10 protein-coding genes are annotated in these 16,360 nt (G+C 71.1%); 3 read left to right on the top strand and 7 right to left on the bottom strand.

What is annotated here, in order from left to right:
- Positions 1–136: 136 nt before the first annotated feature.
- Complete coding sequence (locus J8403_RS40430) at positions 137–1,654, top strand: glycoside hydrolase family 28 protein (protein WP_211127520.1); 1,518 nt, start codon at positions 137–139, stop codon at positions 1,652–1,654.
- A gap of 150 nt (positions 1,655–1,804) precedes the next feature.
- Here the strand turns inward: J8403_RS40430 and J8403_RS40425 are convergent, their stop codons facing one another.
- Both J8403_RS40425 and J8403_RS40420 read right to left on the bottom strand, forming a co-directional pair.
- Complete coding sequence (locus J8403_RS40425; protein WP_211127519.1) at positions 1,805–4,060, bottom strand: HelD family protein; 2,256 nt, start codon at positions 4,058–4,060, stop codon at positions 1,805–1,807.
- Between the two features lie 139 nt (positions 4,061–4,199).
- Positions 4,200–5,159: an NAD(P)-dependent alcohol dehydrogenase gene (locus J8403_RS40420; RefSeq protein WP_211127518.1), complete on the bottom strand. Its 960-nt coding sequence runs from the start codon at positions 5,157–5,159 to the stop codon at positions 4,200–4,202.
- A 90-nt stretch (positions 5,160–5,249) separates the two neighbouring features.
- Here J8403_RS40420 and J8403_RS40415 point away from each other — a divergent pair, with 90 nt between their 5' ends.
- A complete protein-coding gene (locus J8403_RS40415) occupies positions 5,250–5,933 on the top strand; it encodes a TetR/AcrR family transcriptional regulator (RefSeq protein ID WP_211127517.1) in 684 nt (227 codons plus the stop codon).
- 1 nt (position 5,934) lies between these two features.
- On the opposite strand, the gene J8403_RS40410 is transcribed toward J8403_RS40415, so the two are convergent.
- Together J8403_RS40410 and J8403_RS40405 are read right to left on the bottom strand one after the other, a co-directional pair.
- On the bottom strand, positions 5,935–6,450 hold the full coding sequence (locus J8403_RS40410) for a CAP domain-containing protein (RefSeq protein WP_211127516.1): 516 nt from the start codon (positions 6,448–6,450) through the stop codon (positions 5,935–5,937).
- 351 nt (positions 6,451–6,801) lie between these two features.
- Entirely contained in the window at positions 6,802–8,493 is a 1,692-nt protein-coding gene (locus J8403_RS40405) for a phospholipid carrier-dependent glycosyltransferase (protein ID WP_211127515.1), read from the bottom strand.
- A 226-nt stretch (positions 8,494–8,719) separates the two neighbouring features.
- Here J8403_RS40405 and J8403_RS40400 point away from each other — a divergent pair, with 226 nt between their 5' ends.
- Positions 8,720–10,288, top strand: coding sequence for an MDR family MFS transporter (locus tag J8403_RS40400; protein ID WP_211127514.1), 1,569 nt, complete (start codon positions 8,720–8,722; stop codon positions 10,286–10,288).
- Positions 10,289–10,308: 20 nt separating this feature from the next.
- Here J8403_RS40400 and J8403_RS40395 read toward each other — a convergent pair whose 3' ends face one another.
- Genes J8403_RS40395 through J8403_RS40385 form a run of 3 tightly spaced genes read right to left on the bottom strand, consistent with a single transcriptional unit; the run spans position 10,309 to position 16,266 of the window.
- Positions 10,309–13,179, bottom strand: coding sequence for an NHLP bacteriocin export ABC transporter permease/ATPase subunit (locus J8403_RS40395; RefSeq protein ID WP_211127513.1), 2,871 nt, complete (start codon positions 13,177–13,179; stop codon positions 10,309–10,311).
- A gap of 1 nt (position 13,180) precedes the next feature.
- Positions 13,181–15,463 (bottom strand): NHLP family bacteriocin export ABC transporter peptidase/permease/ATPase subunit, encoded by a 2,283-nt coding sequence (locus J8403_RS40390; RefSeq protein ID WP_425519871.1) that lies wholly within the window; start codon positions 15,461–15,463, stop codon positions 13,181–13,183.
- Positions 15,460–16,266 carry an HlyD family efflux transporter periplasmic adaptor subunit gene (locus J8403_RS40385; RefSeq protein ID WP_211127512.1) on the bottom strand — a complete coding sequence of 269 codons (807 nt, stop codon included), beginning with the start codon at positions 16,264–16,266 and terminating at the stop codon, positions 15,460–15,462. The genes J8403_RS40390 and J8403_RS40385 overlap by 4 nt, the downstream gene beginning before the upstream one ends.
- Between the last annotated feature and the right edge of the window lie 94 nt (positions 16,267–16,360).

Raw genomic sequence — 16,360 nt, 5'->3', positions numbered from 1 at the left:
GAGGAGAGAGGTCCTACCTTTACTGGGCCAGCATCGAGAAATGTCGCCCCGCCAAGGGGATCATTGCAGGTCAAATAGGTCCAGACCTAACAACACGTCGGATCTCCACGGCTCCACAGGAGAAGGAGAACGAGAGATGAAGAGACTCGCCGCAGGCGCGGCGCTCGCACTCGCCGCCGTCTTCGGGTTATCGCAGGTGCCCCAGGCGACCGCCGCCCCCGCACCCGAGGAGGCCGCCACCGCGGTCCCGGTGTTCAGCGTGATGGACTACGGCGCGAAGGCCGACGGTTCGAGCAATGACTCCGCCGCCATCGAGAAGGCCATCACGGCGGCCAACAGCGCCGGAGGCGGGACCGTCCGCTTCCCGTCGGGACAGTACAAGTCCAAGAACACCGTCCACCTCAAGAGCAAGGTGACCCTCCAGCTGGACTCCGGGGCCACGATCCTCGGGTCGAGCGCGGACACCTATGACAAGCCCGAGTCCAATCCGAACGACGACTACCAGGACTACGGCCACAGCCACTTCCACAACGCGATGTTCTACGGCGACAAGCTCACCGACATCGGGTTCACCGGCTCGGGAACCATCGACGGCGCGGGCAACCTCATCACCGGCAACCCCGACTCCGGTGAGGCGGACAAGATCATCTCCCTGACCCGCTGCGACGGACTGACCCTCGACGGGATCACCCTGCGGCGCGGTGGCCACTTCGCGGCCCTCATCAACGGCTGCAAGAACGTGACCTCGGACCATCTCACCATCGACACGGCGAGCGACCGCGACGGCTGGAACATCATCAGCACCACCAATGTCACGGTCACCAACGCCGATATCGCCGCCAATGACGACGCGCTCGCCTTCAAGAGCGACTACGCCCTGGGCGCCAAGCTGCCCAACGGCCATGTGCGGGTGACCGATTCACATCTCTCCGCGAAATGCTGCAACGCCCTGATGTTCGGCTCCGAAACCTGTGGTGACTTCACGGACTACGTCTTCCAGGGCATCACCATCACCGGTGCGGACAAGTCCGGGCTCGGCATGGTCTCGATGGACGGCGCCAACATCTCCGATGTGCACTATCGCGACATCACCATGACCAATGTGCACTCCCCCATCATGCAGAAGATCGGGACGAGAAAACGGTGCGGGGGAAATCCGGGAGTCGGCCACATCAGCGACATCACCTACGACAACATCACCGGCACCGGTAACACCCCCTCCTTCAGCCCGACGCTGTGGGGCGAGTCCGGTGGCAATCACATCAGCGGTGTGACCTTCAATCACGTCAATCTCACCGTCCCCGGCGGCAACGGCACCATGTCCACCGGAGTGCCCAGCAACGACTCCGGCGACTACAACCCGAAGAGCATCGGCACCCGTCCCGCCTTCGGCTGGTATCTGCACAACGCGGACCACATCACCTTCAACGACAGCTCGGTCAGGTTCGCCAAGAACGACGGCCGTCCGGCGGTCATCGCCAACTCCGGGACCGCGCTCAGCTTCAACCGCTTCACCGCACAGCGCGGCAGCGACAGCCCGGCGGACGTCATCCTCCAGAACGTGTCCGGCTACTGCCTCGCCGACAGCGCCAACACCTCCGGCGGCGCGCTGCGGGTGAGCACCAGCGGCTCCAGCGAGAACTGCTCCTCATAGCGGACGGCAGTTGACCACACCCCCCCCGGTCGCCCCCGCCACCAGCGGCGCAGCACCTGCTCGGCGGGGTTGCCATGGGGGGTGTAGTCGTCCGCCGCCGCGCGCTTCCCGTGACCGGGAACGCCCGAACGCGGCGGGGAGCGTGGGCGTCTACACCGAGGACGCCCGGTCGGACAGGCCGGACAGGTCGCGCAGCCCCTCCGGCAGCGGCCCGGTGTGCACCACGCCCAGCCGCTGGGTGGCCCGGGTGAGCGCCACATAGAGGTCGCTGGTGCCGAACTCCGCGGGCTCGGCCACGATCACCGTGTCGAACTCCAGCCCCTTGGCCTGCCGGGGGTCGAGCAGCACCACCGCGCTGGTCAGGTCCGGGGACCGGCCTGTGGACGCCTCCGGGAGGGCGGCTGACAGCGCGTCAAGGCGGTCCCTCGGGGCGATCACCGCGAGACGGCCCTCGGTGCGGGTCTCCCGCCCCACGGCCGCGGCCACCGCACCGGGCAGATCGCCGGTGTGCTCCGCCCAGGGCCGCACCCCCGTGGCGCGGACCGAGCGCGGTGGCTGGAAGTCGGGGTCGACGGTGCGGGCCACCCGCGCCGCGATCTCCATGATCTCGGTGGGGGTGCGGTAGTTGACGCCGAGCCGGGTGTGCTCCCAGCGGTCGCCCACGTACGGCTCCAGGATCGAGGACCAGGAGCCGCAGCCGCCCGGTTCCGCGGTCTGCGCCGGGTCGCCGACCAGTGTCATCGAACGGGTCGGGCTGCGCCGCATCAGCAGCCGCCACGCCATCACGGACAGCTCCTGGGCCTCGTCCACGATGATGTGGCCGAAGGCCCAGGTGCGGTCGGCGGCGGCACGTTCGGCGGCGCTGCGGTGGTCGCGCTCCTCGGACCGGTCCGCCAGCCGTTCGGCGTCGATGAGGTCATGGGCGGCCAGCACCTCCGACTCCTCGTCGTCGCGGTCCTCGAACTCCAGGGTGCGGGAGCCGTAGGAGAGGTCGAGCACGCCCTGTGCGTAGTCGATGCGCTCCTGGCGCTCGGCCTCCGCGGCGGCGCGGGCGGCCGAGTCGTCGTGGCCTAGGAGTTCGGCGGCCTCGTCCAGCAGCGGGACATCGGCGGGGGTCCACTCGCCGTCGGTGCGGCGGATCGCGGCGGCGTCGGCGTCGGAGAGGTGGACGGGGTCGCTGAGGAAGTCGGCCACGAGCCGCTGCGGGGTGAGGGACGGCCACAGTTGCTCGATGGCGGCGTGCACCTCGGGGTTGACCGCGATCGCCTTGCCGAGCTGGGCGACGTCGTCCGCGCCGAGGAGGTTGGGCCCGCCGTAGGGGTCCGCGCCGATCCGGTCGACGAGCTGATCGGTGAGGTCGTCGATGATCCGGAAGGCGAAGTGCGGACGGGCCAGGTTGTGCGGCAGCCCGGTCTCCCGGGCCTTGTGGCCGGCCTCGGACGCGATGTCCCGGTCCAGCACCAGCTCGCCGTCGTCGTGCTCGATCACGATCGCGGGCTCGGGCAGTGTCTGCCGGTCCCGTACGAAGCGGGCCAGGACATCCGCCATCTCCGCGCGGCCCTTGACCTCGGCGGCCTCGGGGGTGTCGGTGCCGGTGGCCGTCACCCCGGGGAAGAGCTCACCGAGCGTGGCGAGGAGCACGCCGGTCTCGCCGAGCGAGGGCAGCACCTCACCGATGTAGCCGAGGAACGCCGGGTTGGGCCCGACGATCAGCACCGCGCGACGGGCCAGCAACTCCCGCTGCGCGTAGAGCAGATAGGCGGCGCGGTGCAGCGCGACGACGGTCTTCCCGGTGCCGGGGCCGCCCTCGACGACATGGACGCCGTGGTGCGGGGCGCGGATGATCTGGTCCTGTTCGGCCTGGATGGTCTGCACGATGTCGTGCATCCGGCCGGTGCGCGCGGCATCGAGCGCGGCGAGCAGTACGGCGTCCGCGTCGGACCCCTCATGCCCGGTCCGTATGGTGTCCGCGAGATCCAGGATCTCGTCGTGCAACCCGGTGACCTTGGGGCCTTCCGTGGTGATGTGGCGCCTGCGGCGCAAACCCATGGGGGTGTGCCCGGTGGCGAGGTAGAACGGACGTGCCACATCGGCCCGCCAGTCGATGACCAGCGGGGTGCGGTCCTCGTCATCGCGCCGGATGCCGATGCGGCCGATGTGGTGGTCACGGCCGTCGCGGAACATCAGCCGGCCGAAGCACAGCCCCCGCTCCCCCGCCTCGAACGCGGCGAGCAGTCCGGACCGCTCGGCCACCAGCACATCGCGCTCCAGCCGAGCCTGGAAGGTGGTGCCCTCCAGGGACAGCGCTTCGGTCACCGACTCCTCGGCTCGTGCCCTGAGCTCGGCGAGGCGCCCGTTGAGCAGATCCAGGAATTCTTGCTCACGGTCCCATTCCTCGTTTGACAATTCGACTCCCGCCGGGATACGATGACTTCATCAGGTTTCCCTATGCCATGAATTCATTGGCACATGGAAATCCCCAATATACGCTGAGAAACGCCCCGGCCGTCAAGGCAGCCGGGGCGTTTCTCTGTTTTTATGGCCCTCACACCACCTGGATGACGTGTTTGCCGCGGACACCGCCGGCTTCCATGGCGCGGTGGGCCTCTGCCACGCCGGAGAGCGGATGGACGGTGTCGATGACCGGCCGGATCGCCCCCTTCTCCACATACGCGGCAAGGTCCGCGAAGAGCTGGTGCAGCGGATTGCCGGAAAAGGCCCGCACCCGCCGTGAGCCGTGCACGGTGGACAGGAGAACGGCGCCCACCGAGGACAGCGGGCGGTCGGTGTCGTAGGCGATGGCCACCATGCGCCCAACGGGCGACAGCAGTCCGCGGTAGGCGCGAAGCTCGGTGCCCACCGTGTCCAGCACGGCGTCGAAGGGCCCGAGGTCGGCCGGGCCGGTGGTCCGGTAGTCATGCGCCTCATCGGCTCCGAATTTCCGGACGAGATCGAGCGCCTTCGCCCCGGCGAGCGCGGTGACATGCGCGCCGAGCGCGTGTCCGAGCTGCACGGCGACGCTGCCCACACCACCGGCCGCGCCACGCACCAGCAGCCGCTCGCCGCTCCGCAGACCGATCTTGTCGCGCAGCGCCGTGATGGCCGTGGTGCCGACGGCGGGCAGGGCCGCGGCCCGGACCAGCTCGATGCCGTCGGGGGCGAAGGAGAGCTGACGGGGCCGGACGGCCACGTACTCGGCGGCCGCCCCGAACGTCAGGTGCCGCATCGCCCCCCACACTCGGTCGCCCACCGCGAGATGGCGCACGTCGGAGCCCACCTCGGCGATCTCCCCGGCGATGTCGACGCCGGTGCCCTGGGGGAACTTCCGCCCGGTCACCAGCTTCGCCTTGCCCGCCCGGCCCGAGAGCTCGCCACCGTTCACGCTCGTTGCGTGCACCCGCACCAGCACCTCCCGCGGACCGGCCACCGGCTTGGGCAGTGTGCCCTCGTACAGCACCTCGGGAGGTCCGTACCGGTCGTACCGCGCCGCGCGCATCTCACTCATCGCCCTCATCGTCCCTTTCGCACATCGGGGTGGTCGCCACGCTAATGCGCACAAAGGGTCGAACCGCCGGGTCGGCGTAATGTAAGAAACATGCCTTCCCGCGTCTCTCACATAGCGCCCGCCACCGGGGATCCGGACGTCCAGAGCTCAGCGTTGCGGTCCGACGCGGAGTCCAACCGCCTGCGCATCCTCCAGACGGCCCGGGCGCTGTTCGTCTCGCGCGGGATCGATGCGCCGATGGCCACCATCGCCCGACATGCCGGAGTCGCGGTGGCCACGCTCTACCGGCGCTTCCCCACCCGCGAGGCGCTGATCACGGCGGTGTTCTGCGATGAGTTCGCCGCCTGTTCGGCGATCGTCGACGACGCCCTGGCCGACGAGGACGCGTGGCGGGGCTTCCGCCGGACCATCGAGTCGGTGTGTGCCTCGCAGGCACACGACCGGGAGTTCAACGAGGCGTTCCTGGCGTCGTTCCCCGACGCGGCCGGCTTCGAGCGGGAGCGGCTGCGCATCGAGGACGGCTTCGCCGAGGTGGTCCGGCGCGCCAAGGCCGCGGGACGGCTGCGCCAGGACTTCGACGTGTCCGATCTGACCCTCGTCTTCCTGGCCAACCGAGGTGTCATCGGCGACGCGGCGACCGCGCCGGCCGCGTCCCGGCGGCTGGTGGCGCACCTCCTGCGGTCCTTCGAGGCCGAGCGGGCCGAGCCGGCCCGCCCCCTGCCGCCACCGGCGGCACCGGGACTGGGCCGGCTGTACCCGGCTCGGGAGGGATGAACTACCGGGCGGCGCCGAAGTCCTGCGTCCAGTAGTGGCCGGGCTGCGCCACGCCGACGCCGATCTCCTTGAAGTCGCAGTTCAGGATGTTGGCCTTGTGGCCCGGGCTGGACATCCAGCCCTCCATGACGCTCTTGGGCGACTCGTAGCCGTAGGCCACGTTCTCGCCGTAGGTGCTCCAGGAGTAGCCCGCGCGCTCGATCCGGTCGCCCGGGGAGGATCCGTCGGAGCCGGTGTGCGACATATTGCTGTGGGCCGCCATGTCCTCGCTGTGGTCCTGGGCGGCCTTGGTCAGCTTCTCGTTCACGGTCAGCGGCTTACAACCGGCCTTGCTGCGCTCGCTGTTGACGAGATCCACCACTTCCTGCTGGTCGGTGGCGGCCGCGGAAGTGGCGGCGGAGGGGGAGCCCGCGGTGGCGGACTGTGCCATCGCGGCCGAGGGAATGCCCACCGCGGCCACGGCGAGGGCGGCGATGGCTATCTTGCGGTGCGTCGTGCTGTTGCGGTGCTTGCTCATACGTGACCTCACACTGGGGGGAGGCCCGTCATTCTTGGAGCCGTCGCCACGCGGGGCAACACACGTGTTCGTACTACAAGGGTTCGTAGCGAGGACGGCGCTTGCGATCAGCGGCGAGACATGCTGAGCCGGTTCCGGGGAGCGCCCTGGACGCCCGACGCCCCATCAGAAGTCCCGGCAACCAGGCGAGTGGACGACCGGCCCGGAACACCGGGGATCGACAGGGCGCGGAAGCGGCCATTTCCGACAGAGAAGATAAAACCACTATGTCGGCTAGTCGCTATGCGCCACTACGCCCCCTTTACGACGGCGCCCAGTGTGAGAGATGTCATGACATGGCGGCGGTGGTGGTCAGCGGCGGTAGAGGGTGATCGAGTGGCCGACCTCGTCGATCGGCTCGCTGCCGTCGATCAGTGCCGCCAGCCGGCCGGTGGCCTGGGCGATCGAGGAGTCCGAGACCACCAGCAGCCCGCGCACCTCCTCCGGGCGGGCCCGGCGCGGGTCGGACGCGTGGATGCCGTAGGCGGACGGCACACCGGCGCCCTTGTAGACGAGCCAGATCCGCTCGCCCCGGTATCGCTCCCGGAGGCGGTCGGCCAGCCGCCCCAGGTCCTGCCCCCAGTCGACGTTCGAGTCATGCAGCCGCAGATGGGTCCGGGACGGGCCGCCGAATGCCTCGTTGGAGTACGGCAGATAGTACGGATACGTCCGCAGCGAGCTGACCGCGACGAACAGGACCAGCGCCAGCGTGGCCCCGTACGCCCAGCGCCGCCGCACGGCCATCAGCCCGGCCGCCGCCACCGCAAGGAACATCGGCAGGAAGATGGCGTACCGCACCCCGAGGTTGCGGGCCCCGTCCAGGGCGGCGAGCAGCAGCACGGCCGCGGGGATCAGCACATACGGCGCGGCGGGCCGCAGCCGGGGCACCACCGGCAGCACGGCGGTCCCGGCCGCCCAGAGCGCGAGCATGCCCAGGGGCGTCTTCACCAGCAACGCGACGGGCAGGTAGTACCAGAGCGACCCGAGGTAGCGGCGGCCGAGCAGAAAGCCATGCCAGGTGTCGTGCTCGAAGCCGAACTGGACACGCATCCCGTCGCGGTACGCCTCCGGGAGCGGCAGCAGGTCGACGGCGAGCCCGCGCAGCCCGTGGACGACCGGCACGGGCCCGGTGGGCGTCCAGCGCAGCCGGGGGTCGACCAGGAAGTAGACGGCCCACACCACGGCCACCGCGATCAGCGCCACGGCCATCGCCGCCGCCACCCCGATCCCGAGGGACCGCGCATGGCCGCGCGGGGTGCGGTCGTGCGGACGGCGGGCGCACCAGACCGAGAGCACGGCCAGGAGAAGCAGCACCGGAACGGCCGCCAGCATGCTCATCTTCGTGGCCAGGGCCGCGCCGAGCGCCACCCCCGCGAGCGGAAGATACCGCCGTGGCCGCCGCCGGGCCCGCCACAGCAGCCAGACCGACGTCAGCAGAAAGCCGGCCGCCGGTACGTCGAGCGTGGCGAGGGAACCGTGCGCGATGATGTCCGGCGAGAAGGCGTACAGGGCGAGCGCCACCGCCCCGCCCACGGGTCCGGTCAGCTCACGGGCGAACGCGAACACCACCAGCCCGAACAGCAGCGTCAGCGCGATCATCGGCAGCCGTGCGCACAGCATCAGCCGCCAGGGGTCGTTGCCCGACGCGTAGAGCACCTGCCGTCCGAGCGCCGTCTGGTCACCGGTGAAGTCGGCGTCCAGGTGCGGCCGGGCGAGGGCCGCCCCCGCCGCGATGATGAGCTTGCCCAGCGGTGGATGCTCGGGGTTGTAGCGCACCCGGTGGTGATGCAGGGAGTCCACCGCCGTGCCGACGTACACGGGCTCGTCGATGGTCGGTGTCTGCTTCACCGCCGTGGTGACCATCGCGACCGCCATCTGGGCGAGGAGCGCCACGACGGCGGCCACCACCAGCCACCGCCGATGCCGCCCCGGCCCCGCCGCCCACCGGCCCTTCGGCCCGCCGACGGTCCTGGTCACGCTGTCGATCACGCCCGCCCACCGCATAGCGACCGACGCTAGTGCCGATGCGCCACCGCACAGGGCATCCGCCGGGAAACTTGAGCGAACTCCGCAATCCGAACCGTGGCATCCGGGGGTCGTGCTCGCCGTCGGAGTGCATCCGCAGCGTGTGCTCGCGCAGGGCTTCGGGGATTTTTGTCCGGTGTGCTCTTCTGATCGGGGCCGCCTGAGCACCACCGCGCCGAGCGCGTTGAGAAGGAAGTGATCAGCCATGTCCGTATCCGACGCACCGCCGTCCGGCAGTCCCGCCCCGCCGGAGACCACCCCGAAGAGCGTCCGTCTGGCCCTGCTCGGTGTGCTGCTCGCGATGCTGCTGTCGATGCTCGACTCCACGATCGTCGGCACCGCGATGCCGACGGTGGTCGGCGATCTCGGCGGCCTGGAACACATCTCCTGGGTGGTGACCGCTTACACCCTGGCGACGGCCGCCTCCACCCCCGTCTGGGGCAAGTTCGGCGATCTGTACGGCCGCAAGCACATGTATCTGATCGCCGTCGTGGTCTTCGTGCTCGGCTCGGCGCTGACCGGCGCGGCCCATTCGATGACCCAGCTGATCGCCTTCCGGGCGCTGCAGGGCCTGGGCGCGGGCGGGATCGGTGCCGGTGCGTTCGCGCTGATCGCCTCGCTGGCCCCGCCCCGGGAGCGGGGCCGCTACCAGGGCATGACCGCCTCCATCATGGCCATCGGCACCATCGGCGGCCCGTTGCTCGGCGGCTTCGTCACCGGCCATCTGGGCTGGCGCTGGGCGTTCTTCATCAATCTGCCGCTCGGGATCCTCACCCTGGTCTGGTGCCAGCTGATGCTGCGGCTGCCCGCCACCCGCGCCAGGGCCCGTATCGACTGGCCGGGCATCACCTTGATGACGGCCACCGTCTGCGCCCTCACGCTGGCCGCCACCTGGGCCGGTTCCACCTATCCATGGGCCTCATGGCAGATCCTGGGGCTGTTCGCCCTGGCCGCGGTGGGTGTGGCCGCCTTCGTGGCCCGGCAGCGGCGCGCGGCCGAACCGCTCATGCCGCTGCGCATCTTCACCGGACACCGCAACTTCGCCCTGGCGTCCTCGCTGATCCTGGTGGGCGGGGTGGTCATGTTCGGCTGCTCGCTGTATCTGCCGCTGTACCAGCAGACCGTCCAGGGCGTCTCCGCCTCCCGCTCCGGGCTGCTGCTGCTTCCCCTGATGATCCCGGTGGTGATCATGTCCCAGGTCGGAGGCAAGGTCATGTCCGCCACCGGCCGGTACAAGATCTTCCCCATGGTCGGCACCGTCTGCATGGCCGTCGGCCTGTTCCTGCTGGCCACCATGGACACCACGACCTCCCGCACCGCCACCGGATGCTTCATGGCCCTGGTGGGCATGGGCATGGGCTGCCAGATGCAGATGGTCACCACGATCGCGCAGAACAGTGTGGAGATGCGCGACATGGGGGCCGCCTCCGCGTCGGTGACTCTGTTCCGCACCATCGGCGGCTCGCTGGGCGTCGCGGTCTTCGGTTCGCTCTTCACCAGCGCCGTCCAGGGCCACGCACCGGCCGGTGCCGAGACGGGCGAGGCCCGGCCGGATGCTGCGGCGCTGGCACGGCTGCCGCGGTCCGCCAGGGACGGCTATCTCCACGCGGTCGCCACCGGCACCCAGCAGATCTTCCTGACCGCGGCCGTCGTCTGCACCGTGGCCTTCGTCGCCGCGCTGTGCGTCCAGGAGGTTCCGCTGCGGGGCCGGTCCGGGCCGGTGGCCCAGCCGCACCAGGCCGAGGAGGAGGCCGCCAGCCCGGCCGCCCCGTAGCACCGCGGGGCCCGGCCCGGCTAGGTCATCTGGCGCCGCACCAGCTCGTGCAGCTTTCCGCCCGGGATGGCCATCAGCTCGGCCGGGGCGCCCTGCTCCACGATCCGGCCGTCCTCCATGACCAGCACGCGGTCGGCGTCCATGACGGTCGACAGCCGGTGCGCGATCACCAGCCGGCTGGCCTGGAGACGGCGGGTGCTGTCGATGACGATGCGCTGGGTCTCGTTGTCCAGGGCGCTGGTGGCCTCGTCGAAGAAGAGGATGCGCGGACGGCGGATCAGGGCCTGGGCGATCATCAGCCGCTGCCGCTGGCCGCCGGAGATGGCGCCGCTGCCGGAGATCATGGTCTGCAGCCCCATGGGCATCTGGCGGATGTCCTCGGCCAGACCCGACAGTTCGGCGGCCTCCATGGCCTCCTCGGGGGTGAACGGCTCGGCGCCGCGGATGCAGTCGAGCACCGTGCCGCCCAGCGGCTGGGCGTTCTGGAGGACCACCCCGCACTGGCGGCGCACGGCCGCCTGGTCGAGGGCGGCGAGGTCCTGGCCGTCGTAGAGCACACTGCCGGACACCGGCCGTTCGAAGCCGATGAGCAACCGCAGCAGGGTCGACTTGCCGCAGCCGCTCGGGCCGACGACGGCCACGAATTCACCCGGCCGGATCTCCAGCGAGACATCGTCGAGCACCAGCGGCCCGTCGTCGCCGTAGCGGAAGGTGAGGTTTCTGGCGCGGAGGTCGCCGGTGAGCGTCCCCGGCTGGGCGCTGCCGCCGCGGACCTCGGGGGGCTCGTCCAGGATCGGCTTGACCTGCTCGAACATGGGCAGCACCGCGACCACCGAGACCAGGGCGTTGGTGAGCTGGGTCAGGGAGGTGAGCAGCATGGTCACGGAGGTGTTGAAGGTCAGAAAGGCCCCCGCCGACATGCTGCCCCGCGCCGGACCGGCCAGCAGCATGAACACGGTGAGGGAGACCAGCGGAAGGTAGACGGCGTCCAGTACCTGGGTGAGGTTCTTGATGCGCCCGGTGCGCTGGTGCAGATCGCGGGAGTCGGCGAAGCCACGGGCCCAGGCCGCGTAGGCGAAGTTCTCGGCCGCGGCGACGCGCAGCTTGGGCAGCCCGCGCAGGGTCTGGAACGCCTGGTTGTTGAGCTTGTTCTCGCTCTCCACCAGCCGTCGCTGCCAGCGCACCTGCCACAGCCCCATCCCGAGGAAGACCCCGGAGACCACCAGCAGTACGGCGATCACCGCGAGCCCCAGGGAGGCGCTGTAGTACAGCAGCAGGGCGAGGTTCATCGCGCCCACGGTGCCGGCCTGGAGGACCGTGGGGGCGATCCCGGACAGCACTCTGCGCATGGTGCTGATGCCCATCGCCGCGCTGGCCAGCTCTCCGGTGGAGCGCTGGGCGAAGAAGGTGGTGGGCAGCCGCAGCAGCCGGTCCCACACCGCGGGCTGGAGGGTGGACTCCAGCCGCCCCTCGAGACGCAGCAGGGTCAGGTTCTGCAGCAGCATGAAGGCGGCCGCGACGACGCTGGAGACGATCAGGGCCAGGGAGATCTGGACGATGGGGCTCTTCTCGGCGCGGGGCACGAAGCCGCCCAGCACCTGGCCGGTGGCGAGCGGCACCAGCGCGCCGAGCGCCACCGTCACCAGCCCGGCGATCAGGAGGTTGCGGACGTCCCCCGCGGCGCCGCGCACGCTGAAGCGCATCAGCCGCCACATCGTCATCGGCCGGTCGGGCAGCGGACGGTAGAACATCACGGCCCGCGGCTCGAACTCCTCCGCGTTGCCCCCGCCGACGCGGATCCGCAGGCCGGAGGCGGGGTTGACCGCCTCGTACCGGCCGCGCCGCCACAGCAGCGCCACCGGGGCCCCGGACTTGGCGCGGTAGCCCACCAGCGGTCCGGCGTCCTCCCGCCACCAGCCGTCCTCCAGCCGGACGGCGCGGGTGCGGATCCGGGCGTGGGCGGCGATGCGCTCCACCGGGTCCGTGCGGTCGTCGGTGGTGCGGCCGCGCGGCGGTTCGGGCAGGGTGATCCCGGCGGCCTCGGCCACCCGGCGGCACACCGCGTGCACGGCGTCGTCGGTGCTCTCCTCCGACCGCCGCTCCCGTCGCTGCCCTCCGATGGAGGCGATCAGCGCCTGGTCGGCGCGGGTGCGCACGGCCTCACCGGCCCGGATGCCGGCCGCGGTGCGGTCCGCGTGGGCCCGCTCCATGGTCTCGATCCAGCGGTCCACGGCGGTGCCGAGGCGGTACTGCTGATTGACCATCCGCTGCCACAGCGCGCCGTCGATCAGCAGGTCACCGGCGGCCTGGGCGCTGTACTCGGCGCCGTAGCGCACACTGCCGGGCGGCACCGGCAGCCAGAGCAGGTCCTCGTCGGCCGCCTCCGCCTCGGGCGCGGCCCCGCCGTCCAGCGGGGCCTGGAAGAGGACACCGAGGCTGCGGCTCACCCCGAGCGCCACGGCGTGCTCCAGCGGGGTGGGCGGGGTGTCCTGGAATCCGCCGCCCCCGTACGTGCCGTACGGGTCGTGGCCTTGGGCCGTGCCGTACGTGTCGTACGCCTCCGGGCGGTAGAGCTCGCGCAGCGGGATGCGGCGCACCAGGCAGTCCTGCGAGGGCCGGCCCAGCAGGGTGTGGCGTGGTCCCTCGACCGGGCCCGGGAGCGCGGCGCCCGTCTCCAGCCGGCCGAGGAAGTGCCACTGCCCCTCCTCGGCGGCGTCGACCGCGAACAGGTCCAGGGCACCGCCGACGACGAGCCAGAGCACCTGCGGGCCCTCCAGCGGGAGGCTGCGCAGCCCGGCGCAGTCGACGGGCGCGCCGAGGGCGCCCAGCGCCTGGACCACCGCGTCGCCGCCGTCCGCGGCCACCGCCGCGGCCGGGTGAACGGACGCCATGTCAGTGCTCCTTCATCAGCTCGGCGTACGGGCCTCCGGCGGCGGCGAGGTCCTCGTGCCGTCCGCGTTCGACGACCGTGCCGCGGTTCAGGACGAGGATCTCGTCGCTGTCCCGCACGGTGCTGAGCCGGTGGGCGATCACCACACACGCACAGCCGCGGCGGCGCAGGTTGTCCATGACGATCTGCTCGGTGCGCGCGTCCAGGGCGCTGGTGACCTCGTCCAGGACCAGCACGCTGGGGCGGCGCACCAGGGCGCGGGCGATCTCCAGCCGCTGCCGCTGGCCGCCGGAGAAGTTGCGGCCGTCCTGCTCCACCCGGCAGTGGATCCCCTCGGGGCGCCGGGTGATCACATCGTCGTAGAGCGCCGCGTCCCGCAGGGCTTCGACCACCGCCTCGTCCGGGATGGACGGGTCCCACAGCGCCACGTTGTCCCGCACCGTGCCCTCGAACAGGAAGACGTCCTGGTCGACGAAGGAGACGGAGGCGGCCAGCGCACCGCGGGGGATGTCCTCCAGGCGCTGTCCGTCAATGCGGATGACCCCCTCCCAGGGGGCGTAGAGGCCGGAGACGAGCCGGGAGACGGTGGACTTGCCGCTGCCGGAGGCGCCGACCAGCGCCACCTGGCGGCCGGGGCCGACGGACAGCGAGAAGTCGCGCAGCAGCGGTTCGTCCAGCGGGCTGTAGCCGAAGGTGATGTTCTCCAGGGTCACCTGCCCGGTCAGCCGGCGGGTGTCCTCGCGCGGCTCGTCGCGGGTGTAGAGGGAGTCCACCGGGAAGTTCTCCACGTCCTTGAGCCGGGTCACATCGGCGGAGAAGTCCTGGATGCGTCCGGCCACTCCGTTGAGCCGGGTGATGGGCGCGGTGAAGCGGGTCACCAGCGCCTGGAAGGCCACCAGCAGACCGATGGAGATATGGCCCTCGACGGCCCGCAGCCCGCCGATCCAGAGGATGAGGGCGCTGTTGAGCGTGGCGAGGGTGGGGGCGACGACGGCCAGTACGGCGCTCGGGACACCGAGGCGCTGCTGCTCGTCCAGGGTGATGGCGTGCTGTCCGGCCCAGCGGCGGAAGTAGCCGGCCTCCCCGCCGGTGGCCTTCACCGTCTCGATGAGCTGGAGACCGGTGTACGAGGTGGTGGTCAGCCGCGCGGTGTCGGCCCGCAGCTTCTGGGTCCTGGTGGCCCGCAACCGCACCACCACCCGTATCGCCACCACGTTGAGCAGCGCCAACCCGACGCCGACACCGGTGAGTTGGGGGTCGTAGGTCCACAGCAGAAAGGCGTAGAGCACCACGACGATCCCGTCGACGGCCGCGGCGGCCAGATCGCGGGCGAGGGTTTCGGCGACGGTGTCGTTGGAGCGCAGCCGCTGGACCAGGTCGGCCGGGCTGCGCTGGGCGAAGAAGGTGACGGGCAGCCGCAGCAGATGCCGCAGGAACCGTGCGCTGCTGAGGGTGGAGGAGATGATGCGTCCGCGCAGCAGATTCGCCTGCTGGACGCCGGTCAGTACGGCGGTGAGCACCACCGCCACGGCCATGGACGCGAACAGCGGCTCCAGCGTCGAGTCCTGGCCGCCGATCAGGAAGGTGTCGATGAAGGTGCGGCTGAGCGCCGGGACCGCGGCCCCCACCGCCACCAGCAGCAGGCTGGCCAGCAGCGACGCCAGCAGGGTGCCGGTGGTGCCGCGCATGCGCGGCGGCAGGGCGCCCAGCACCCCGGGACGGCGCCCGCCCCGGCGGAAGGACTCCTCGGGTTCGAGGACCAGGACCACACCGGTGAAGCTGGTGTCGAACTCCTCGACGGGGACGAAACGCCGCCCCTTGTCGGGGTCGTTGATGTGGACGCCGCGTTTGCCGAACCGCCGCCCCATCCCGTCGTAGACGACGTAGTGGTTGAACTCCCAGAACAGGATCGCCGGGGCCTTCACCTCCGCGAGGGCCTCGGGCTCCATCTGCATGCCCTTGGCGCGCAGACCGTAGCTCCGGGCGGCCTTGAGCAGATTGCTGGCGCGCGATCCGTCCCGGGAGACACCGCAGGCGATCCGCAGTTCCTCCAGCGGGACATGGCGCCCGTAGTGGGCAAGCACCATGGCGAGCGACGCCGCACCGCACTCCAGGGCCTCCATCTGGAGCACGGTGGGGGTGCGCACGGTCCGGCGCCGGGTCTTCCTCGGCCCGGCCCCGCCGCGTGGCGCGCGGCGCCGTCCCCGGGCCGGCTGGGGGCGGCGCGCTCCGCTGCTTCCGGCGGGTGCGGGCCGGGGTGGTCCGCCCTGGTTCGTCGCGGTCACGGGAGCAGCCAATCGCTGGGATGTTGGTCGGCCAGGTGGACGGTGCCGCTGGTCAAGGTCATGGAGCCGAGGGCGAACGGCGGGCCCTCGGGGGACGACCAGCGGTAGCCGGAGCGGGTGCCTTTGGTGCGTTGGAGGCTCACCTGGACGGCGACCGGCGGGCCATGCTTGGAGAACTCCTCGCCGAGTTGCCCGCTGCCGAGGTAGGAGCCGATCTGCTGGCTCGACTGGGCGGTCCGGCCGACGGCCCGCACTTCACCGCGGAGCACACCGTAGGTCTGCGTCGGCGCGGACTGCACACTGAGGTCGACCGACGCGCCCGGCCGCACCGAGGCCGCCCGGTCCGAGGGGACGTACAGGGTGGCGACCAGGGGATCGTCGGAGTGGCCGACCCGCTCCACGGAGGCGACGTTGGCGCCGGTGTTCAGCACGGAGCCGATCGAGGCGGTGAGGGTGGTGAGCCGGCCGCCCGCGATGGTGCGCACGACCTCGGTGCCATCGGCGGTGCGGACCTTCAGCAGCGGTGCGCCCGCCCGGAGGGTGCTGCCCTCCTGGGCGAGGACGGAGGTCACCTGGCCGGCGATCGGGCTCTGCAGCACATAGCTGCCCTGGCCGTGGGTGAGGATCCCGTCGGCATCGAGGGTGTTGGAGACGGTGCCGGTGACGGCCCATACGGCGGCACCGGCCATGACCGCCATCGTGACCGCCAGTGCCAGCCATCCCTGGGGACGGGCGTAGCGCACCGGCAGGTCGATGTCCTCTGCCGACTGCAGCTTGGAGAGGGCCTGCTGGCGGAACTGCACGAAAGTCTTTCCTCAGCCGCGAAGGGAGTGATCAAAGGGGGCCGCGGACCGCCGAGTGCCCCGGACCAGGCAGGCCCGGGGCACAGGGGAGCGG

This window comes from Streptomyces yatensis (genome assembly GCF_018069625.1).
Lineage (GTDB): Bacteria > Actinomycetota > Actinomycetes > Streptomycetales > Streptomycetaceae > Streptomyces > Streptomyces yatensis.
Note: the sequence above shows the minus strand (reverse complement) of the source record. Positions and strands in the feature narration are given on the sequence as shown.